Origin of the sequence: Kribbella caucasensis, assembly GCF_004361855.1 — a bacterium.
In the GTDB taxonomy this organism is placed as follows: domain Bacteria; phylum Actinomycetota; class Actinomycetes; order Propionibacteriales; family Kribbellaceae; genus Kribbella; species Kribbella caucasensis.
The window spans coordinates 200,107-221,056 of the sequence record NZ_SNWQ01000011.1 but is presented as its reverse complement, the minus strand read 5'-3'; the positions used below and the strand labels follow the sequence as shown (position 1 = coordinate 221,056).

The following is a 20,950-nucleotide window of genomic DNA, read 5'->3' as shown; positions in this document are numbered from 1 at the left end:
GACTCATTCCCCCTAGCGACCCGGATCAACCACGATCCGCGAGCTTCGGCGCGTCGTCCGGGCCTTGTCGCTCCCCAGCGCCGAAATCGGTCACCTTCCGCGACCGGCAAGCGTGCTCCAACGAGTGTTTCACTACAGAACGTGTTGTACCGGACACAGGGCCCTCCAACGTGTACGATGCAAATGCAAGCCCAAATGCACGTGCATATGCCAAAGACGTACGGAAGGTGCAGCTGATGACTGCTGTCTACAACGGCATGCCCGGCGACGCGATGAGCGAGCTGACCTGGCGGAAGAGTCAGCGGAGTGGCCCCAACGGCAACTGCGTAGAGGTCGCGAAGCTGCCGGGCGGCGGCGTGGCGATGCGGAACTCGCGTCACACCGACGGACCGGCCCTGGTGTTCACGAAGGCCGAAATCGAGGCGTTCCTCGGCGGCGTCCAAGACGGCGAGTTCGACGACCTCGTTTAACCAGAACCAAGAGACAGAGACCCCCACACCGGGCGAGCGGTGCGGGGGTCTCTTCTTGTCCGGACGCAGGCGAAATGCGGCAGGAATGACGAAAGGCCGTCCCTTGAGGAGGAGGACGGCCTTTCGTCATACCGTCCTTGAGGAGGAGGACGGCTCTGCTGCCCGCTCCCTTGGGGAAAGGGAGCGTGTTACCACCGTCGACCGGACCCGATCACTGGCCCGGCGGACGGTCGATCAGAGGCGAACTACTGAACGGTGAGCGGCCAGAGTTGTTCGCTGCGCGGGAGTTCGGAGGCACTGCCGGGGCCGGCCGCGTTGTCCACGGTGATGCGCAGACCGGTGAACTTGGGCGTCATCACGCGCTGGTACTTCGACGCCCGGTCGGGCTCCGCGACGTACTCCGCGATCAGGTGGTCGCCCAACCAGATCCGCACCATCTTCCGGCCTCCTCCTCGATCAGTGGTCATGGCGCCAGGCTCACGATCGGATCGCCGTCGAGCTGCCGCACACCGCGCAGCCAGCCCTCGAAAGCCCAGCGCTGCTCTTCGGGGCAGCGCGCGACCAGTTCCTGGATCTCCCGCTCGGTCAACTCGCCAGGGGCACGGCCGTCGGCACGCTCGGCACGCTCGGCACGGTCCTCAGTGGGCTCTGTGTCGTGGTTGCTCATCGACTCGGGTTCCCCAACCAGTAATGCCGGCAGCGGAGCTGCCGACGGGGCCTGTAGAACCGGCCTGCCGAATCATGCGATGTCACGTTTTGCGAGATTCAGCTCACCATGTGTGCATGGAGCAATCATGGCGTCGGCACGCTGCGAATGCAAGCGCCCGATGCACGTGCATCCGCACGTTTTTGAGTTGTGACCTCCCGCGGCGGCTTCCCCGCCTCAAATCGGCCCTCGGCGGTCCCGAAACGGTCCGATCCGGCCGGTTTCAAACGCCTGATTTGTCCTGACAAACTCGCCGAGCGATCGTCGTGTGCCGCCAACACGACTCACTCTGTGTAGCCGACAGCGGTTTGCGAGGGACATGAGCCCCACGGAAGAGTGCCCGACGGCACCGCGGACGGAGTACGGGGTGGAACGGGCGGCGACGGGCCCGGAAAGCTCGGTGATGGTGTATGTAAGAAGTTCGGCAGATCGGCAGTTGAGCGTGCGATGATTTGTCGGGGTGTGCACCATGCCGTATTCGGTCGAGCTGGGGCGTCGGAGGTGAGTGGTGACGGAGTCGGGCGCGCAAAGCGGGCCGACCGCGCTTCGCATCATCCTCGGAGCGCACTTGCGGCGGATGCGGGAGGCGGCTGGGATCAGCCGGTCCGACGCGGGATGGGAGATCCGCTCGTCGGAGTCGAAGGTCAGCCGGATGGAGCTGGGCCGCGTCGGCTTCAAGGAACGCGATGTCGCCGACCTGCTCAAGTTGTACGGGATGGACGACGCCGAGGAGCACGACCGGCTGCTGGCGCTCGCCAAGGAGGCGAACAACCCGGGTTGGTGGCACCGCTTCGGCGACGTGCTGCCGAGCTGGTTCCACTCCTACCTCGGGCTGGAGGCGGCCGCCCAGCTGATCCGTACCTATGAGCTGCAGTTCATCCCCGGCCTGCTACAGACCCCCGAGTACGTGCGAGCCGTCGTCCAGCTCGGTCGCGGCCTGATCCCCGCCGAGGAGGTCGAGCGCCGCGTCGCGCTGCGGGTCAGCCGGCAGGAGGTGCTCACCCGGCCGCTCAACCCGGTGCGGCTGTGGGCGGTCGTCGACGAGTCCGTGCTGAGACGGCCGATCGGCGGCCGGAAGGCGATGCGGATGCAGCTGGAGCACCTGCTCGAGGCGACCGAGATGGGCAACGTCACGCTCCAGGTGATGCCGTTCGAGTCCGGCGGTCACGCGGCGACCGGTGGCGCGTACAGCATCCTCCGGTTCCCCGAGCAGGACCTGCCGGACATCGTCTACATCGAGCACCTGACCAGTGCGCTCTACCTGGACAAGCTCGACGACCTCGATCAGTACACGGCGACCATGGAGGCGCTCTGCGTCGCCGCTCCCCCGCCGAACAAGACGCCCGACCACATCCACCGCATCCTCAAGGACTTCGACGACTGACCCCGTACGGCCGTCAGGCGTTGGCGGTGATCCACTCCAGGAACGGTTTGGTCGCTCGCCAGTCGACGCGGATCCGGTCGAGCAGCTCGGGCGTGTGGATGACCGGCTCGAAGCCGTACTTCTTCATCAGCGTGATCGACTTGTGCCGGAGCAGCTCGATCCGCGGGTGCGTGGTGTCGTAGCCGCGGGGTGACGTCTTCAGCTTGTCGCCACCAAGGGTCCAGCCCTCGGTCTGCAGATCGGCCAGCAGCTTCTCCAGTTCGGTGCCGCGGCGCTCCTCGTCGATCGCGACCCGGATCCGGGCCAGCCGGTCCGCCGATGCCTCGTAGAACCCGGCCCCGACCCGTACGCCGGGGGCCGCGACCTCGACGTACCAGCCGGTGGATGGGCCGCAGCCGATGAACGCGCCCTGGTTCGTCTTGTACGGCGTCTTGTCCTTGGCGAAACGGACATCGCGGTACGGGCGGAACACCTTGGCCGGGCCGAACTCCGGTTCGAGCGATTCCATCAACGCGGTCATCGGCGCCCGAACCGACTCCTCGTAGACCTGTTTGTGCGCCGTCCAGAACGTCTTGGAGTTGTCCATCTCCAGGTCGTCGTAGAAGTCCAGCGCGGCAGCGGGAAACCCGGTGAAGCTCATGGCGCAACGATAGTTCGCCCGATCCGGGCTGCTGGACCGGATGGGTGCTACGCGTCGGTCAACCAGTGGGTTTCTCATGGTGCGGTGGTGACCCCAGCCACTACAGCGGACCGGCCGGTCGAGCCGAGGATGTGCGCGGAAGCAGACAAAATCCGGAGGGAGATGGCACTGATGGCACTTCTCGATCTGCAGGGTCTCACGGTTCCCGGTGGCTACGGCGGCGGCAGTGGATTCGGTGGCAGCACGCTGACCATCCTGGGGTGTGGCTCGCATCGGCCGAGCAACCTCAGCCTGCTGCTCTGTCACTGACGGGCAGCGAGGGGTCTGACGGCGCTTGGACCCGTCAGACCCCGGCCCGCCCCGGTCGGGCCGGGTCAGATCCAGCCTTCTTCCTGGGCTTTGCGGATGGCCTCGATGCGGCTGCGGGAGCCGGTCTTGGTGAGGATGTGGGACAGGTAGTTGCGGACCGTGCCCGCGCTCAGGCAGAGCTTGCGGGCGATCTCTTGTGCGGTCGCCCCCGTCGTCACCATTCGGAGCACCTCGCACTCGCGATGGGTGAGCGGATTCTCGCCGGCCCGCAGTGCCGCCATCGCCAGCTCGAGGTCGAGGACGGGCAGGCCGCCGGCGATCCGCCGGACTGCTTCGACCAGTTCCTCCGGCGACGCGTCGGTCGCGATCAGGCCGACCCGCGGCGCCATCCGGACCAGCGCGAGACTGGCCGCGGCGGAGGCCTCCCGGTCGACCAGGAGGAGCACTCCGAGGGAGGTGAGCTCGCGGCAGACCTCCTCGAGACCGACCTGGCCATGCATCGCCGGATCGAGTACGAGCACATGCGGATCCGCTCGCGCCGCGGCCGGCAGTACTTCGTCGGCACAGTCGAGCTCCGCCACGACCGACAGGTCGTCTTCCTTGGACAGCACCGCGGCCAATGCACCTCTGAGCAATGCGCCTCGATGCCCGAGTAATACCCGGATCACCGCCCCCGCCCCCCTGGTGACATCTTTTCGAGACTTACCGGTTACCGAATTCCCCAGCAATTCGAAAATTAATCACCAGACAGTCTGGTGCGAATCCGGCCAGTTGTCACCCCCTCGCGAGGAGTTGCCGATGCGCGAACACCCTAAGTAAACAAGGGCCCGTCGGTCAGCCTGACAGCTGGTTGCTCTGAGCAACGGGATGAAGTTGTCGGGCGCGAATCACCGGGTCAGACTGACACGCGGCGGTCGCGGACGACCTTGAGGGTGATGGCGGCGGCCAGGCTGACGGCGCCGAGGACCATGATCACGGTGACCAGGGTGGCGGCGTTGTTCAGGCGGCCGTCGCAGGCCATCGGGGTGATACCGCCCGCGGGCGTGAACACCGAGCCGCAGGCGGTCGAGCCGACGGAAACCGAGCGGAAACCCAGTGCGAGCCCACCGAGTAGTAGAGCCACGCCGGCGATGGCGAGGATCTTGTTCAGCGTCGTCACGAGTCCGCCGACGCTGGTGTCTGCGGGCATGCCGACGGCATGACCCGACTGCCCCGTTGCACTTCGTTCACTCCTGACCTCGACTGACACCTCTACGAACTTACGGTCCGCGGCCCGCGGATCCACATCCGGAGAGGGGTCAGCAGCGATTCTTCACAGAGTCCTTACTCAGGACAAACCTCACCGACACGTTCGGTCTCAAAGCACGATACGGCCGGTGACACTGGCATACCAGTGCCACCGGCCGTCTGGTCGATGTAAGCGATTACGCGGCTCAGAAACCGCCTGTGGTCGTTCCGCCACTTCCTGTCGCGGGCGTGGTGAAGGTGATATTCGGGTCAGGTCCCCACTGGTCGGCGGTCGACGGATAGTTCGCTTCCTGCCGTTTTACGCACTTCCACTCGACCGCGGTGTTCGGCGGCAGGTTGCTGATCGTGCCGGTCCAGGTCGGGTAGCTCGTCGGCGACAACTTCACCGCACTCGCCACCGACCACGCACCGAGCTGTGGCACATTCCCCACGACGTACACGGACTGGCCGGCCACCGTGGTCCCGTTCGAGCAGCTGAACGTCTTCGACACGACCGCCTGGCCGAGGGTGAACACGAACGTCTTCACCGATCCCACCGACAACGAGGCCGACTTCGCCACGACCAGGTTGCCACCCGCGTTGTACCAGCCGCTCGCGGCCGCGTCGAAGGCCGCCTTGTTCGCGTACTGCGTGAGCGCGGTCCCGTTGAGCGTGACTCCCGAGGCCTGCGTGTCCGCCACCAGCTCGACCACGTTCGCGCGGGAGGCAGGCGCACCGGAGTACGTCCCGGACGAGGCCGCGATCCCGACGGTCGCCGTTGAACCGACCTGCTGTTGGGTGAGGTCCGTGGTCCGTTTCGAACCGGACTGGTATCCGATGGTCGATCCGTCGTCCTCGGCCAGCGTGAAGGACGACGCGGTGGTGTCGGAGTAGACCCGGGCGACGAGCTCGTTGCGCGTCGAGGAGTCGGCGCGTTTGCCGAGCACGTTCATCGTCTGGTCGTCGACCACCATCTTCGGCAGGATCGCGCCTGCCCGGGCGTACGCGGGCAGCTGGAACTTGCCGTTGCGCCACAGCGGCACGTTGGTGAGGTTCTGCCCGGTGCTGACCGTCTTGGTGTTGGTGTAGTAGTCGAACCAGGTCCCCGCGGGCAGGTAGACATCGCGCTGCCGCTGGTTCGCGCCGGCCACGACGCCGACGAGCAGGTCCTTGCCGATCAGCTTCTCGTGGCCGGCCTCCCGCACGTTGGGGTCGTTCTGGTACTGGTACACGAGCGGCGGCATCAGCGGTTCGCCGGTGGTGTAGGCGCGATGCGCGAGCGAGTAGTAGTACGGCGTGAGCTCGTACCGCTGACGTAGATTCGCGAGGTTGCTCGGGACGTCACCGATCGAGTCGGGCGAGGTCTCCAGGCAGTCGCACAGGTTCTCGGTGTGCGGCCGGATCGGTACGTCGAACCAGGCCGAGTTCGCGAACCACTGGGTGTAGAGCTCGTTCAGGTCCGAGTTGAGCATCTCCCGCCGGAACCCGCCGATGTCCGACCCGAAGTAGTCGATCCCGGACATCGACATGTGCATCTGGACGTTCTGCTGCGACGCAAGGGCCGTGAGCTTCGATCCGATGTCGCCGGACCACATCGCCGTACCGGTCCGTTGGATACCACCTGCCGCCGAACGAGCGAGGAGAAACGGACGCTGCTGTACGGCGTTGTCCGTGTATCCCTTGGCGATGCCGCGGGACCATTCGAGGTTGTAGAGGTTGTGGTAGTCCGAGTGCGCATGCTTTCCGGGGAGGAGTCCCGCGGTCCAGTCGTTGCCGTCGTACATCTCCGGCTCGCCGAGGTCGAGCCAGTGACCCATCACCCCGGCGTTGACGAGCGGCTGCCGTTGGTCGTTGTGCCATTGGGCGCTCGCTGCCGGCTGGGTCCAGTCGATCATGCCGCCGCGACCCCACCAGTCGTTGCCGGTCAGGTAGACCGGGCTGCAACTCGAGCACCCGGCGCGGATCAGGTAGCCCGCCGACGCCATCGACGAGTGCTCGGGCAGGTTCTTCCCGATGTATGACTCCTCGATCGTCATCACGCCGACGCCGTTCGTGTCCCGGTACTGCGCCAGCTTCGTCGCCGGACTCGGGAAGTTGGTGGAGTCCCACTCGAGCGTGCCCATCCGGGTGTTGTCCGAGCCGGCCGTGACTCCGCCGAACCAGTTCACATCCAGCATCACGCCGTCGGTCGGGAACTTGTTCGCCCGCAGTCCACTCAGTGTGGTGTCGATCTCGGACCAGTTGTCATAGCCGTACTCCGACATCCACAGGCCGAACGCCTTCTTCGGCGGCACCGGCGGACGACCGGTCAGCTCCAGGTAGTCCTTGCGCACATCGGGCAGATCCGGCCCGGACATCACGTACCAGCGGAGCTGATCGCCGAAGGTGTCCATCGTCCACGGGTCGCCGGTCAGATCCCACTGCTGCTTGTAGACCTGGTCGACGAACATCCCGTAGTTCGTGGTGTTCGCGCCGACCGCGAACAGCACCGGGATCTGCGCGTTGCCGACCGGACCGTTGTCCGTGTCGTAGAGCATCGCGTTGCCGTAGGTGCCGCCCGTTCGCTGCCGGCCGACCCAGTCGCCGTCGGCGCTGCCGCCCATGAAGAACTGCTCCCCCAGGCCGTACGCGTTCTGCATCGACGACTTGGTGAAGCTCAGTCCTTTCCATGCCTGGCTGAGGTTTCTCGGACAGGTTGTGTTGAGCAACAACTCCGGCGTCCGGGCGGTGTCGTAGACCGTGGCGCACAAGGTGGTCTGGTTGACGTCGACCTTGATGCCCGGAGTGGTGAGGACCCCGCCGTTCTGGGTGAGGCTGGTCGGGCCGGGGTAGTCCGTCTTCGCGACCTGGGTGGTGTTGAAGATCGGCGTACCGGTGCCTGGTCCGGCGCCGGCCCCCATTTCGAAGTGGACGAGGTCGTTGTCGAGGAACTCGACCACCAGATAGTTGCCTCCGGCAGTGAACTGCACTCGTTGTACGGCCGCACGGGCAGCCGTGGTCGGGAGTACGACCAGCAAAGGCAGTAACAGAAGGAAAGCCACTAGTCGTTTCATGGCCGGGCCACCGTGATGTTGTCGAGGTTGATGCCGCCACTGGCGTAGATGGCCTTGACCACGCGTTTCCCGGCGGTGAGGTTGGTCGTCAGGGTTGCCGTCCCCCAGGTGTCCCAGTTGCCGGTTGACGGCAGGTTGAGGGTGCCGACGGTGACGCCGTCCACCTGGATGGTCCGTGTCGCCGCCGTTGCCGCGCCGTTCGAGTAGCGGAACTTGAGCACGTGGCTGCCTGTGGTCGAGGCGTTGGCGTCCACGGACACGGCGTCACCGGCGGACTCGAACCCGTCGACGAATCCCGTGCCGGTGTATCCGGGGTGGTCGGTGTTGGTCGACGTACCGGTGTTGTCGCCGAACTCGGCCTCGTACCCGGCCTTGTCCACGCCGTTCAGTACGACGCTGCGCGCTGCCGCGCTGGACGCGGTCTTGACGTGGGTGAGCTGCTGGATGGAATCCCAGTACCAGCCCTCGGTCGCCGCCTGCAACGCCGCGAGGGTCGCGTGGGCCGTCATCGTCGCGCCGTCCTTGGTGACCGAGGTCGGCTGGGTCGATGCCACTTGCAGGGTGCTCTTGGTGGCGAGCGGCGGAACGCTGACCGTCACCTGATGGCCGGCGAAGTTCTCGGTGGACGTGACCGTACGGGTCTGGTTCGCCGAGTCCTCGAAGTACGCGTAGTTGGTCGTGCCGGACGGGTACACCCGGAACGTGAGGTTGGTGTAGGTGTCGACGCTGTTGCCGATCGTGCCGCCCAGTTCGTAGTTCGCGTTCAGGTTGAGCGGGACGATCGCGCCGGCCTTGGCGTAGACCGGGATGGTGCTGGTGTCGGCGTTGTAGACCTTCGTGCCGGCACCCTGCGCGCGGCCGCCGTTCCAGAAGTCGTACCACTCGCCGGCCGGCAGGTACACGCTCTTGCTGGTCGCGCCCTGCGTGGTGATCGGTGCCACCAGCAACTGACGGCCGAACATGTACTGCTGTTCCTGCGCGGCCGCGGTCGTGTCCGTCGGGAACGCGACACTCATCGACTGCATCATCGGCAGCCCGGTCGTGGACGCGTTCTTGGCCTCCGTGTAGAGGTACGGGATCAGGTTCATCCGGGTGTTGGCGAACTTCCGGAACTTCGGGATCACCGTGCTGTCACCGGTCCGGGCCTGGACGTTCCACGGGGTTCTCGCCTCGGACGTCCCCGGGTTCGACTTCTCCGAGTGGTACTGCATGACCGGCGAGAAGGTCGCCTGCGCGGCCGATCGGAGGTAGAGCTCGCTGCTCGGGAACGTTCCGGTGAATCCGGCCATATCCCAGGACCAGAAGGGAATCCCGGACTGGCCGGCGCTCTGACCCGCGCGGACTGCTTGCTGGAAGGCGTCGAACGTGGACGCCTGATCGCCGGCCCAGAAGATCGAGTTTGCCTGGGCGCCCGCAGTACCGCCGCGGCTGAACAAGACGCCCTGGGTACCGAGCTTCGATTCGACCAGTTCTTTGTAGCTGCGGGTGTACTCGTTCGGGTAAGCGTTGTGGAGCTCGTCGCCCTTGCGGCCGCTGGCGCTGGTGACGTTCCGGCCGAAGACCGCCTCGCTTCCGTCGGTCTTGAAACCGTCGACGCCGACCTCGTCGATCAGGTAGGAGCGTTTGCTCATCCACCAGTTCGTGGCCGCCGTACTGGTGAAGTCGGGCACCGTGCTGTTGCCGAACCACTGGCCGGACGGGATCCGATAGGGGCCGCCGGCACCGTCACCGAGAACGTAGCCCTGGGCAACGGCGTAGTCGCGATCGTTGACGTGCTGTTGTGGTGCGGTCGGTGGGTTGGTGTCGAAGTCCTGTTTCAGTACGGGGATCTGCCAGAGGACCATCTTGATCCCCTGGTTGTGGGCGGCCGTGACCATCGCCTTCGGGTTCGACCACGCCGTACCGGCCGGGAAGGTCAGGTCGTTGTAGGTGAGCGCCTGGTTGCCCGGCTTCGGCGTGTACGTCGCGCCGTGCCAGAGGTAGAAGGTCGCCTCGTCACTCCACTGCTCGAGCACCATCGCGGAGTGCGGGATGTTGTTGTTCGTGACGTTCGCCAGTTCGGCGTTGACCTCGGCCTGGGTGTTCCACTCGTTGGCCGACATCCACAGGCCGAAGGACCACTTCGGCGGCAGCTTCGGCCGGGCCGTGACGGCGGTGTATTGGTCGACGATCTCCGCGCGGGTGCCGGTGAAGAAGTGGTAGTCGACGGTGGAGTTCAACGCGCCGCCGGTGTCGACCGTGAACCCGGCCATGTCGCTGAGATGGGTGCCGAGGTTGAACACGGAGTACCGGGTGCTCGGAACGTAGATGCCGTAGCCGGCCGAGTTGGTGAAGAACGGGACGCTGAGATAGGTCCTCGCGGTCGGCCCTTGGTCCTGGTACTGGTTGTAGACGTAGTTGTGGACGTCCTTGCCTCGCTGGTTCAGCGCGTCGTACCGCTCGCCTAGTCCTTCGAAGCGTTCGCTCGTTGGTGAGAGCCAGTGGTCCTCGACCTTTGTCACGGTCGTGCTGCCGTCACTCGCCCAACCGGTGTTGCGGAAGGTCGCGGGGTCGTACTGCCTGGCGATCAAGGTGGTCCCGTCGCCCTTGTAGACGGCGACCCGGTACGGCGTCTTCTGGATTTTGACCACCACGTTGGTGGTCGCGATTTGCAGGGTGCCCGCGCTGTCGGTCACGGTGTAGGACGACGATCCGCTGATGTTCAGGCCGGTTCCTCGTGGCGCGACCTGGACGTGGAATCGGTTGGTCGCGGGGAAGGCGAACCGGATCTTCGGCGTACTGCCGCCGCCTGCCGTGTCGGTGGTGGTCACGTCGACGCTGGTGCCGTTGTTGACGAACCCGGTCACGTTGCCGGCGCCGCTGAAGCTGGTGACGGAGAAGGAGAACGGGCCGATCGTCTTCTGGTTCGCGCCATCGACGTCCGCGTTGACGGTGTACGTGATCTGATCGCCGCGGACGAAGCTGCCCATCGGGATCTTCCAGTACGTGTTGTTGCCGCTGTTGTAGTCGAAGGCCGCGCCGATCGGGGTCTGGTTCACGCCGTTCTTGGTCCAGGTGATCCAGACCGTCTGCCCGGACGAGACCGGCCAGGTGGTGGTCTTGAGTTCGACGGCCTGCCCGGCCATCGGATCACGCGGGGCCCGCTCGGTCGCTGCGGTGTTGTACAACTCGTCGGCGCCGTACGGGGCGTGGAAAACACCTGTCAGGGTGCCGGCCCAGGCCGGGGTCGGGGTGAACTGGAAGAGGACTGCCGCGAGCACCAGGAGCGCGGCGATCCAACGTTTTTTGGGCATGACGGCGTACCTCATCACAGCCTCACTTCTCTCCGGCCACCGACCGGATGTATGAACGATCAGCTAGCTTGCGGATCGGGCGGTCAGGGAAGGGCGGTCCGCCTCGTCGGGTCTCAGGTTGGGCTGGAAGAGCTCGGCCAGGAAGAGTCCCGCTGCTCCCTGCGCCCAGGCCTCGTCGTCCCAGTCGTCCACCACGATCTCCAGGTCCCGCTGGAGTCCGTCGAAGACCGCGTTGCGTAGTGCGTCGTCGAAGCCGGGCAGGAACAGGTCGCTTTCCCGCGTCCCCTCACCAGCGAGGACGATCAGCTTCGGGTTCAACAGGTTGACCAGATTGCCGACGGCCGTCCCCAGGACCCGGCCGACTTCGTCGAACACTTCTGCGATCTCCCGATCACCGTTGCGGGCGCGGTCGGCGGCTTGCTCGATGTCTTGTGTCTTGGTTCTCTTCAGGATCGCGGGCTCGCCGATCACCGTTTCCAGGCAGCCCCGCCCGCCACACGCACACAACGGGCCGTCGGCAACCACCTTGGTATGACCGAACTCGCCCGCTCCACCACCGGCGCCGCGGTACAGCCGTCCGTCCAGCACCATGCCGAGCCCGACACCACGGCCGATACTGACCACCGCAACATCGGACACACCCCGTCCGGCCCCGAACCACTGCTCGTTCGCCACCAAGGTGTTGACGTCGTTGTCCACGACAACCGGCAGCCCGATCCTCTTGGCGAGCAGGCCGGCGAGGTCCACGTCATGCCAGTCCGCATACGTCGCATGCCGGACGACTCCGCTCGCCCGATCGATCACACCGGCCAGGCCGACGCCCACGCCGTACACCTGCCTGCTCTTGCCCTGCTTGCTCCTGCCCAGCCGGCGTACCACCTTGGCGACAGCCCGTACGACGGTGCCGACGTCGCCACCACTGACCGTCTCCGTCGCCCGCTCGACGATCTGCGCGCCCAGATCCGTGAGCACCGCGATCACCCGGGTCTCGGTCACCTTGATCCCGATCACGTACCCGGCATCCGCCTTCAACCCGAGCAACACCGGCCGCCGACCACCCCCGGACGAACCGACTTCGCGCTCCTCGACAACGCCGGTGTTGAGCAGGTCCGCGACGATCTCGGAGACGGTAGGCAGACTCAACCCGGTCCGCTTGGCCAACTCAGTCCGCGAAACGAGGCCTTGGCGCAACTCGGCCAGCACCAGCGACGCGTTGATCTCCCGGATCAACTCCTTACTCCCAGCCCGAACCGGCTGCACCCGCCCACCTCCCATCCCGAGGGCTTCCTAAGGTCACCGAAGGAAGTGGTTCCGGACGCTAACCCCACGACAGGACACCGGTCAACACCTCAAGCCCCAACAACCCACCGGGTACGCCGGGCCGGGTGCAACTGGTTCGCCAGCGCCGAGCGCGGGTGGTTCGCCCGGGATAGGCGCGAGTGGTTCGGTTGGGATAGGCGCGAGTGGCTCGGACACCTGGCCACGCCCACGAAACCCGACCCGGCGACCACCGAACAACCCACCGACGCGGCACACCGGACCACGACCCGGCAGCGCGCTCGACCCGTCCACCTCGTACGCCGGACTGCCGAACAACCCGCCGGGCGTGGACCACCGGACCACGACCCCGACGCAACACGAGAACCCCTCCGACCCGACCACTGTGGCTGACACGTCTGAGCGGGCTCCGCATAGCTGCGCAACCACTTCCGCCAGCCCACGGAATCACCCGACCCGGCGACCGAATCACCCGCACCCGTCGCGGAATCACCTGCACCCCGCCGCATCACCCACCCTGCCGCCGAGTTCTACATCAAGCAGCCGGACAACGAATCAGTCGCGCTCGTCCCGGGGCGAACCACGTGCACTCGTTCCGGCGGAGCAACGCGCGCTTATCTCCGGCGTGCTCGGCCGCACTCGCCCTCGCGAACCACCCGCACCACGCCCGGCGTACCCACGCGCGTCTGTCCCCGCGTACCCAACCGTCCTCGTCCTCGCGGATCACCTGCGCTCGGCCTCGGCGTACCCGGTGGATTGTCGCCACCCACCCACTTGCGCTAAGGCCCGGCCAACCGCATGCTGCCCCGTCCCGCCCGCGGACTGCCTGCGCCGCCGCCGGGGAGTCGTCGACCCGTTTGGGGAGGTTGGGATCTTGACAGGTCCGATGAGGGGGCTTAGTTTTTGACTAAATTTAGTGGTGAAGTAAGTCGAGAGGTCATTCTGTGGTCAACGTGCAAGGGCCGGCTCCTCGGGGGGATCTGGTGCCGTCGGGGATTGTTGGGTTGCTGGGGACCCAGGGGCCGATCTCGCGGGTGGAGATCGCGCGGGTGCTGGGGTTGAGTCCGGCGACCGTGACTCAGGTGACGAAGGATCTGATCGGGCGCGGGATCGTCGAGGAACTGGAGTCGGTGCCGTCGAAGGGCGGGCGGCCGGCGCGGTTGCTCGGGCTGGTGGCGGACGCGGGGGTCGCGATCGGCGCGAAGGTGACCGCGGATCACGTCGCGATCGTGACGGTCGAGCTGGATGGGACGGTGCGGTCGTCGACCGAGCATGAGTACGACCCGGGGGCGACCGACGCGCTCGACCGGCTCGGGCAGATCCTGGCGAAGGAGGTCGCCGAGCTCGACGATCGGCTGCTTGGCGTCGGGGTCGGCGTACCGGGTGCGGTGGATTCGCAGGCGTCGGGGATCGTGGACGCACCGACGCTTTCGTGGCAGGCGGCTCCGGTGGGACCGGTACTGCGCGCCGCGATCGGGACGCCCGTGCTCGTCGACAATGACGTGAACACGTTGGCCGCCGCGGAGCGTTTGTACGGGATCGGGCGCGACCATTCGGCGTACCTGGTGGTCACGATCGGGCGCGGGATCGGTTGCGGGATCGTCGTCGACGGCGGGATCTACCGAGGCGCGAACGGGGGCGCCGGCGAGATCGGCCACATCCCGGTCTGGTCATCGACGGCCGGGACCACCAAGGCGACCGGTTCCGGCCAGTTGCTCGGAGTGGAAGAGCCACCGTGCACCTGTGGGTCGACCGGGTGCTTGGAGGCCCACATCGGGGCGGCCGGGCTGGTGCGGACGGCGCGGGCGACCAACGTGATCGGGCCGCGCGGCACGCTGGCCACCTTGTTGCGCGCGGCAACCACTGGGGACAGCAGAGCGCGGCAGATCTTCGCGGACGCCGGCAGCATGCTCGGACGAGCACTGGCCGGGGTGATTCACACGGTCGACCCCGAGGTCGTCGTACTGATGGGTGAAGGGGTGGACGGATGGGAGTTCTGGCAGACCGGATTCGAGCCGTCGTTCCGGCGATCGTTGCTTCCGGCCCGCAAGGGCGTGCCCGTGGTGGTGGAGCCGTGGACAGAGGTTCAGTGGGCCCGGGGCGCGGCGTCGCTGGTGCTGGCGAGTCCGTTCGACAGCGCGGGCAACGGGGGCGAGCAGAGCCGCCTGGTCCGGGCCCGGCTGGGAGCCCCAGGCATAAACCAAGGAATGAACCAAGCAACAAACACAGGAACAACCCCATGAACGGCACGATGGACCGCACCGAGGACCCCACCGTGAGCCGCCCGGTCGAAAGCACAGCGAACCGGACCACGACCACCAGGCGGCCGCGGAACTGGAAGACCCTCGGCTGGGTGCTGTTCTTCCTGCTGCCGAGCGCGATCCCGCTGTTCGTCTTCACCCTGGTCCCGATGGTGTCCAGCCTCTGGGTCAGCCTGCACAAGTGGAACCTGATCTCCCCGATGGAGTGGGTCGGATTCCGCAACTACACCAACCTGCTCACCGACGAGACGACCCGGCGGGTGTTCCTGCACACGCTGATCTACGTCGCCGGTTACCTGCCGATCGTGTACGCCGGTGGGCTGGTCCTCGCGCTGGCCCTCAACCAGAAGCTGAAGGGACGTGCGTTCCTGCGGGCCACGTACTTCCTCCCCGTCGTCACCAGCTGGGTCGTCGTCGCGCTTGTCTGGAAGTGGTTGCTCAATCCAACGAACGGTCTGGTCAACCAGCTGCTCGGCGCGGTCGGTCTGCCCGAGCCGGGCTGGTGGACCGATCCGCAGTGGGCGCTGCCGGCCGTCATCCTGTCGTCGGCCTGGAAGGACCTCGGCTTCGTCATGGTGATCCTGCTCGCCGGGCTCCAGTCGATCCCGAACGACTTCTACGAGGCCGCCAAGGTGGACGGATCCAACGCGTGGCAGAGGTTCTGGCGGATCACGCTGCCGCTGCTCTCCCCTTCGACCTTCTTCGTGGTGGTGATCTCGCTGATCAACGGCTTCCAGGTGTTCGACCAGGTCTACGTGATGACCGCGGGCGGCCCGTCCGGGTCCAGCCAGGTCGTGGTCGGGCAGATCTACGACCTCACCTTCAGGTACGGACGCGCCGGTGAAGCGTCCGCGCTCTCCTGGATCCTGTTCGCGCTGATCCTGGTGATCACCGTGATCCAGATCCGCGGCCAGCGGAGGTGGGTCCACTATGCGTGACACCCGCTCGCTCCCCGCCCGGATCGCCTTGTACTGCGCTGTGCTGGCGGGCGCCGCGATCATGCTGTTCCCGTTCCTGTGGACGGTGATCACCTCGATCACGCCGGAAGGATCACTGGCCGACGGTCCGACGTTGATCGTCGACGACCCGACACTGGGCGCTTATCGGACCCTGCTGGACGCGATGCCGATCTGGCGGATCCTGGTCAACTCGCTCGCGATCGCGGTCGCCTCGACCGTCCTCCAGTTGATCACCGGCTCGATGGCGGCGTACGGGTTCGCCCGACTGCACTTCCCGTTGAAGAACGTGGTGTTCGGGTTCTACCTGGCCACGTTGATGGTGCCGTTGCAGGTGCTCGTCGTACCGCTGTTCATCGAGATGAAGACGTTCAACCTGCAGGACACGTACTTCGCGCTGCTGGCCCCGACGATCGCGTCCGCGTTCGGGGTGTTCCTGCTCCGGCAGGCGGTCACCGCCGTACCGCTGGAGCTGGACGAGGCGGCCACCATCGACGGCGCCGGGCACCTGCGGATCTTCACCACGATCGTGTTGCCGCTGATCCGGCCGGCGCTGGCGACCGTCGCGGTGTTCGCGTTCATGGGCAGCTGGAACAGCTTCCTCTGGCCGCTGGTGGTGATCCGGTCGCCGGAGTTCATGACCCTGCCGCTCGGCCTGTCCACGCTGCAAGGCCAGTTCACAACCCAGTGGGACGTCGTGATGGCGGGTTCCGTCGTCTCGATCGTGCCGATCGCCATCGTCTACCTGCTCGCGCAGCGCCACATCATCGCCGGTGTCGCACACACCGGTATCAAGTGAAGGGATCCCCTCGAATGCGCATCATCAAAACAGCGGTCGCCGCGGCCGCACTCACCGCGCTACTGGCCGCCTGTGGCCAGGGCTCGGCGACGAAGGAAGCCGCCGCACCTGACGGCAAGACCACTGTCCGGTACATGAACTTCTCCGCCAACGACGGCCATGAGAAGGACCTGACCGCGATCGTCAACGCGTTCCAGACGGCCAACCCGGACATCACCGTCCAGGTCGAGACCGTGCCGTACGCGAACTACTTCACGAAGCTGCAGACCGCGGTTGCTGGTGGCACCGCGGCCGACGCGTTCGAGCTGAACTACGAGAACTTCGTGACGTACGCCAAGAACGGCTCGCTGGCCGAACTCAAGGAGGTCGACGCAGCGGCGTACAAGAAGTCTCTGTACGACGCGTTCACTACCGACGGCAAGCAGTACGGCGTACCGGAGTCGTTCTCGAACGTCGTGCTGTTCTACAACAAGGACCTGTTCAAGAAGGCCGGGGTGGCCGAGCCGAACGCCGACTGGACCTGGAAGGACGAGCAGGCCGCGGCCGAGAAGCTGACGAACAAGGGCGCGAAGGTCTGGGGCGACTACCAGCCGGTGTCGTACAACGAGTTCTACAAGGTGCTCGCGCAGACCGGTGGCGAGTTCCTGAACGCGGACCGGACCGAGGCCACGTTCAACTCGCCGCAGGGTGTCGAGGCGGCCAAGTTCCTGGTCGGCAAGGTGGGCAAGACGATGCCGACCGAGGCGGACGGGGCCGGTACGCCGGACTTCGACTCCAAGCTGTTCAAGTCGGGCAAGCTGGCGATGTGGCACACCGGGATCTGGATGTTCAGCGGGATGGCCGACGCGCCGTTCAACTGGGACGTGGCGGTCGAGCCGGGTAACACCCAGAAAGCGTCCGCGATGTTCGTCAACGGGCTGGTCGTCAACGCCGCCTCGAAGAACGCCGAGGCCGCGCAGAAGTGGATCACCTACCTGGCCGCGTCCGACAAGACCACCGAGACCCGGCTGGCCACCTCCTGGGAGCTGCCGCCGGTCGCCGACGAGGCCAAGCTGGCGCCGTACCTGCAGCAGCCGAAGCCGGCCAACCGCAAGGCCGTGTTCACCGCGCTGGAGGAGACCGTGCTGCCGCCGGTGATCGAACGCCAGCAGGAGATGCAGGACATCGTCACTCAGGAGCTCACCTCCGCCGCGGCCGGCCGCAAGCCGGTCGAGAAGGCGCTTGCCGATGCCCAGACCAAGGTCAACGGCCTGCTGAAGAAGTGAAGGACCCGATGATCACCTCCGCCCCGGGCCTGTCCGAACTGATCCCGCCGCAGGAGCTGGCTCAGCTGCGGGCTCTGGCCCAGCACAGCCACGCCGTCATCACCGAGCACCAGGACTCCGGTGGTGCGTACCCGGCCGCGCCGACCTTCTCGGCGTACCGGGGGTACGCGTGGCTGCGGGACGGCTCCTTCACCGCCGAGGGGATCAGCCGGTACGGCGATGTCGCATCGGCCGAGCGGTTCCACGACTGGGTGGACCGCGTACTACGGGGCCGCCGCGCGCAGGTCGATGAGCTGCGCGCGGCGGTCGCACGGGGTGAGACCCCGCCGGTCGAGTCAATGCTGCCGACCAGGTTCACGTTCGACGGGCAGGACGGGTCGGACCCGTGGTGGGACTTCCAGACCGACGGCTACGGGATGTGGTTGTGGGCCGTCGTCACCCATGCGCGGCGGCACGGGCTGGACCTGGAGCGGTGGCGGGGTGGCATCGACGTGGCGGTCGACTACTTGGTCGCGTTCTGGGACCGGGCGTGTTACGACTGGTGGGAGGAGCACGTCGAGCATCGGCACGTCTCCACGCTCGGGGCGATCCACGCCGGGCTGGTCGCGGTCGGTACTCCGGAAGGTCTGGAAGTTGCCGCGAGCATCCGTTCGCTGGTGGATGCGGAAGGTGTGGTGGACGGTCACCTGACCAAGTGGCTGGGTTCTGCGGCCGTCGACGGGTCGCTGCCGGCCTGCGTCGTACCGTTCGGATTGGTTGCTCCCGGCACTGCTCTGGCGGTCGGGACGTTGGCCGCGGTCGCGCGTGATCTCGATGCGGATGGTGGGGTGCACCGATTCACCGCGGACGTGTTTTACGGAGGTGGACAGTGGATTCTGCTGTCGGCTCTGCTTGGCTGGAATCTGGCCGCGGCCGGCGATACGGCTGGTGCACTCCGGCATTTGCGGTGGATCGCGGAGCAGGCCGATGAGCAGGGTGATTTGCCCGAGCAGGTCCCGCACCATTTGTTGCATCCCGGTTCGCGCGACGAATGGATCGCCCGGTGGGGGACCGTGGCGACGCCGTTGCTCTGGTCGCACGGGATGTATCTGATCCTCGCCGACGAGCTCGGCATCATGACTCAACGAGGGAACGCCTGACATGATCACGCATCGCCCGTACGGCATTGAGCACCCGTACGCCGTATCGCCCGACCAGCGGGTCCCGGTCCTGCCGTTGACCGGAGAACCGGTCCGCCTCGGCGTGGTCGTCTCCCCCGACGTCGAGCGCGTGGTCTGCGAATGGGGACCGGTCGAGTTGACGCTCTCCCCCACGCAGACGACCGCTGCCGACGCAGCCGCACTGGCCGGAGGTGAAGGCCACTTGAGCGATGCCCAGGCGAACGCGCTCGGCGGCGACGGCGGCTGGTCCGTCGTCACGCCGCCGGTGGTGGAGCCGGTGAAATACCGGTTTCATGCGTTCGGAGCGGTTGAGGAGACGACCGATTGGTTCGAGGTCTATCCGGCTGCGTGGACGTCCTCGGGCGGAGAACTTCGCGGTGGCGGCGATCGGGCACTTGGGATCGAGTGGCTCGTGTCGGCGGCTGGGGTGCACCGGGCGCGGTTCTCGTTCGAGCTCGGGCCGGACGATCACCTGGTCGGCTTCGGCGAGCGGTACGACGCACTCGACCAGCGCGGGCGGTCGCTCGATGCCGTGGTGTTCGAGCAGTACAAGTCGCAGGGGGTCCACGGGCGGACGTATCTGCCGATGCCGTTCGCCCACGTGGTGGATGCCTCGGGCAACGGCTGGGGATTCCACGTCCGCACCTCCCGGCGTACGTGGTACTCGTCGACCGCCGACACGTTGACGATCGAGGTGGCGCTCGGCGACGAACCCGTCGTCGACCTGGCGATCTACGAGGGCGGGCCGACCGCAGTACTGAAGGCGTTCCTCGACGAGGTCGGGCGGGCCGAGGAGCTGCCGTCGTGGGTGTTCCGGTTGTGGGCCTCTGGCAACGAGTGGAACACCCAAGAGCTGGTGATGGCCCGGATGGACGCGCACCGCGACCTGGAGATCCCGGTCGGCGCTGTCGTGATCGAGGCGTGGAGCGATGAGGAAGGCATCACGATCTGGCGCGACGCGCAGTACCAGCTGAATGCCGACGGGCGTGCGCATCAGGCCGCCGACTTCAGCTACCCGGCCGATGGTGCCTGGCCGACGCCGCAAGCGATGATCGAGGAGTTGCACGCGCGCGGGATCAAGGTGATCCTCTGGCAGATCCCATTGCAGAAGACCGAGTACACCGAGGGCCAGGTCGCGGCCGACGCCGACGCGATGGTGCGCGACGGACACGCGGTACTGGAGGCCGACGGTACGGCGTACCACAATCGCGGCTGGTGGTTCCCGCAGGCGTTGATGCCCGACCTGTCGGTGCAGCGGACCCGGGATTGGTGGACGGAGAAGCGTCGGTATCTGGTCGAGGACTTCGGAGTGGACGGGTTCAAGACCGACGGCGGCGAGCACGCGTGGGGCCACGATCTCGTGTACGCCGACGGGAAACGGGGGGACGAGGGCAACAACCTGTTCCCGGTTCACTATGCGCGTGCGTTCGGTGATCTGCTCCGATCGGCGGGCAAGGCGCCGGTGACGTTCTCGCGAGCCGGGTTCACCGGATCCCAGGCGCATGGGATCTTCTGGGCCGGCGACGAGGACTCGACCTGGGAGGCTTTCCGCTCATCCGTCACCGCGGGGTTGACGGCTGCCTCGTGCGGAATCGTCTACTGGGGTTGGGATCTGGCCGGCTTCTCCGGCCCGGTCCCCGACGCCGAACTCTACCTCCGCGCCGCGGCCGCGTCGGCGTTCATGCCGATCATGCAGTACCACTCGGAGTTCAACCACCACCAACTCCCCCTCCGCGACCGCACCCCCTGGTACGTCGCCGAATCCACCGGCGACGACCGAGTGATCCCCCTCTTCCGCCGCTTCGCAGTACTCCGCGAGAACCTGGTGCCCTACCTCGCCGGGGAAGCCGCCAACACGATCACCACTGACCGTCCCCTGATGCGGCCCCTCTTCTTCGACCACCCGGATGACCCCGAGATCTGGAACCACCCCCACCAGTGGCTCCTGGGCAACGACCTCCTGATCAACCCCGTGCTCGAACCAGCCGCGACCACCTGGACGACGTACCTCCCACCCGGCGACTGGATCGACGTCTGGACCGGCGACCCGACCCCTGCCGGTCTCGTGGTCCGCGACGTACCCCTAGACATCCTCCCCGTCTACTGCCGAACCCCACGGTGGCCCGCCCTACGCAACCTCTTCTGACGG

Annotated in this window: 17 protein-coding genes; 9 read left to right on the top strand and 8 right to left on the bottom strand. The window is 66.5% G+C overall.

Annotated features, from left to right (window positions below; all coding sequences use genetic code 11):
• Window positions 1-236 precede the first annotated feature (236 nt).
• Window positions 237-470, top strand: a complete 234-nt coding sequence (locus EV643_RS23280) for a DUF397 domain-containing protein (RefSeq protein ID WP_133802230.1) — start codon at window positions 237-239, stop codon at window positions 468-470.
• Window positions 471-715: 245 nt separating this feature from the next.
• Here the strand turns inward: EV643_RS23280 and EV643_RS23275 are convergent, their stop codons facing one another.
• Window positions 716-937 carry a hypothetical protein gene (locus EV643_RS23275; RefSeq protein ID WP_238165742.1) on the bottom strand — a complete coding sequence of 74 codons (222 nt, stop codon included), beginning with the start codon at window positions 935-937 and terminating at the stop codon, window positions 716-718.
• Entirely contained in the window at window positions 934-1,137 is a 204-nt protein-coding gene (locus EV643_RS23270; protein WP_133802229.1) for a hypothetical protein, read from the bottom strand. The genes EV643_RS23275 and EV643_RS23270 overlap by 4 nt, the downstream gene beginning before the upstream one ends.
• 547 nt (window positions 1,138-1,684) lie before the next feature.
• On the opposite strand from EV643_RS23270, the gene EV643_RS23265 reads away from it, so the two are divergent.
• Complete coding sequence (locus tag EV643_RS23265; protein WP_133802228.1) at window positions 1,685-2,560, top strand: Sco1979 family transcriptional regulator; 876 nt, start codon at window positions 1,685-1,687, stop codon at window positions 2,558-2,560.
• 13 nt (window positions 2,561-2,573) lie between these two features.
• Here the strand turns inward: EV643_RS23265 and EV643_RS23260 are convergent, their stop codons facing one another.
• Entirely contained in the window at window positions 2,574-3,200 is a 627-nt protein-coding gene (locus EV643_RS23260; protein ID WP_133802227.1) for a DUF2461 domain-containing protein, read from the bottom strand.
• Window positions 3,201-3,371: 171 nt separating this feature from the next.
• On the opposite strand from EV643_RS23260, the gene EV643_RS23255 reads away from it, so the two are divergent.
• Window positions 3,372-3,509, top strand: coding sequence for a SapB/AmfS family lanthipeptide (locus tag EV643_RS23255; protein ID WP_133802226.1), 138 nt, complete (start codon window positions 3,372-3,374; stop codon window positions 3,507-3,509).
• Between the two features lie 65 nt (window positions 3,510-3,574).
• Here EV643_RS23255 and EV643_RS23250 read toward each other — a convergent pair whose 3' ends face one another.
• From EV643_RS23250 to EV643_RS23230, 5 genes are all read right to left on the bottom strand, one after another.
• Window positions 3,575-4,120, bottom strand: a complete 546-nt coding sequence (locus EV643_RS23250) for a response regulator transcription factor (RefSeq protein WP_238165741.1) — start codon at window positions 4,118-4,120, stop codon at window positions 3,575-3,577.
• Between the two features lie 284 nt (window positions 4,121-4,404).
• Complete coding sequence (locus EV643_RS23245; protein ID WP_133802224.1) at window positions 4,405-4,698, bottom strand: hypothetical protein; 294 nt, start codon at window positions 4,696-4,698, stop codon at window positions 4,405-4,407.
• Between the two features lie 244 nt (window positions 4,699-4,942).
• Complete coding sequence (locus EV643_RS23240; RefSeq protein ID WP_133802223.1) at window positions 4,943-7,789, bottom strand: TIM-barrel domain-containing protein; 2,847 nt, start codon at window positions 7,787-7,789, stop codon at window positions 4,943-4,945.
• On the bottom strand, window positions 7,786-11,082 hold the full coding sequence (locus EV643_RS23235; protein WP_238165740.1) for a TIM-barrel domain-containing protein: 3,297 nt from the start codon (window positions 11,080-11,082) through the stop codon (window positions 7,786-7,788). The genes EV643_RS23240 and EV643_RS23235 overlap by 4 nt, the downstream gene beginning before the upstream one ends.
• A gap of 63 nt (window positions 11,083-11,145) precedes the next feature.
• Window positions 11,146-12,342, bottom strand: coding sequence for an ROK family transcriptional regulator (locus EV643_RS23230; RefSeq protein ID WP_133802221.1), 1,197 nt, complete (start codon window positions 12,340-12,342; stop codon window positions 11,146-11,148).
• A 1,001-nt stretch (window positions 12,343-13,343) separates the two neighbouring features.
• Here EV643_RS23230 and EV643_RS23225 point away from each other — a divergent pair.
• From EV643_RS23225 to EV643_RS23200, 6 genes are read left to right on the top strand one after another with little or no spacing between them, the layout of a single operon-like run.
• A complete protein-coding gene (locus EV643_RS23225; protein WP_238165739.1) occupies window positions 13,344-14,603 on the top strand; it encodes an ROK family transcriptional regulator in 1,260 nt (419 codons plus the stop codon).
• Window positions 14,600-15,559, top strand: coding sequence for a carbohydrate ABC transporter permease (locus tag EV643_RS23220; protein WP_238165738.1), 960 nt, complete (start codon window positions 14,600-14,602; stop codon window positions 15,557-15,559). The genes EV643_RS23225 and EV643_RS23220 overlap by 4 nt, the downstream gene beginning before the upstream one ends.
• Entirely contained in the window at window positions 15,552-16,376 is an 825-nt protein-coding gene (locus EV643_RS23215; protein ID WP_133802219.1) for a carbohydrate ABC transporter permease, read from the top strand. Before EV643_RS23220 ends, EV643_RS23215 begins: the two co-directional genes overlap by 8 nt.
• A 14-nt stretch (window positions 16,377-16,390) precedes the next feature.
• Entirely contained in the window at window positions 16,391-17,641 is a 1,251-nt protein-coding gene (locus tag EV643_RS23210) for an ABC transporter substrate-binding protein (RefSeq protein ID WP_133802218.1), read from the top strand.
• A gap of 8 nt (window positions 17,642-17,649) precedes the next feature.
• Window positions 17,650-18,780, top strand: a complete 1,131-nt coding sequence (locus EV643_RS23205; protein WP_133802217.1) for a glycoside hydrolase family 15 protein — start codon at window positions 17,650-17,652, stop codon at window positions 18,778-18,780.
• A 1-nt stretch (window position 18,781) separates the two neighbouring features.
• Window positions 18,782-20,947, top strand: coding sequence for a glycoside hydrolase family 31 protein (locus tag EV643_RS23200; protein ID WP_133802216.1), 2,166 nt, complete (start codon window positions 18,782-18,784; stop codon window positions 20,945-20,947).
• Window positions 20,948-20,950: the final 3 nt, after the last annotated feature.

Excerpts from the sequence above, each read along its gene's own strand:
- EV643_RS23280 (WP_133802230.1), top strand. The coding sequence starts at position 237 with ATGACTGCTGTCTACAACGGCATGCCCGGCGACGCGATGAGCGAGCTG.
- EV643_RS23275 (WP_238165742.1), bottom strand. The coding sequence starts at position 937 with ATGACCACTGATCGAGGAGGAGGCCGGAAGATGGTGCGGATCTGGTTG.
- EV643_RS23270 (WP_133802229.1), bottom strand. The coding sequence starts at position 1,137 with ATGAGCAACCACGACACAGAGCCCACTGAGGACCGTGCCGAGCGTGCC.
- EV643_RS23260 (WP_133802227.1), bottom strand. The coding sequence starts at position 3,200 with ATGAGCTTCACCGGGTTTCCCGCTGCCGCGCTGGACTTCTACGACGAC.
- EV643_RS23255 (WP_133802226.1), top strand. The coding sequence starts at position 3,372 with ATGGCACTTCTCGATCTGCAGGGTCTCACGGTTCCCGGTGGCTACGGC.
- EV643_RS23245 (WP_133802224.1), bottom strand. The coding sequence starts at position 4,698 with ATGCCCGCAGACACCAGCGTCGGCGGACTCGTGACGACGCTGAACAAG.
- EV643_RS23240 (WP_133802223.1), bottom strand. The coding sequence starts at position 7,789 with ATGAAACGACTAGTGGCTTTCCTTCTGTTACTGCCTTTGCTGGTCGTA.
- EV643_RS23235 (WP_238165740.1), bottom strand. The coding sequence starts at position 11,082 with ATGCCCAAAAAACGTTGGATCGCCGCGCTCCTGGTGCTCGCGGCAGTC.
- EV643_RS23220 (WP_238165738.1), top strand. The coding sequence starts at position 14,600 with ATGAACGGCACGATGGACCGCACCGAGGACCCCACCGTGAGCCGCCCG.
- EV643_RS23215 (WP_133802219.1), top strand. The coding sequence starts at position 15,552 with ATGCGTGACACCCGCTCGCTCCCCGCCCGGATCGCCTTGTACTGCGCT.
- EV643_RS23210 (WP_133802218.1), top strand. The coding sequence starts at position 16,391 with ATGCGCATCATCAAAACAGCGGTCGCCGCGGCCGCACTCACCGCGCTA.
- EV643_RS23205 (WP_133802217.1), top strand. The coding sequence starts at position 17,650 with ATGATCACCTCCGCCCCGGGCCTGTCCGAACTGATCCCGCCGCAGGAG.
- EV643_RS23200 (WP_133802216.1), top strand. The coding sequence starts at position 18,782 with ATGATCACGCATCGCCCGTACGGCATTGAGCACCCGTACGCCGTATCG.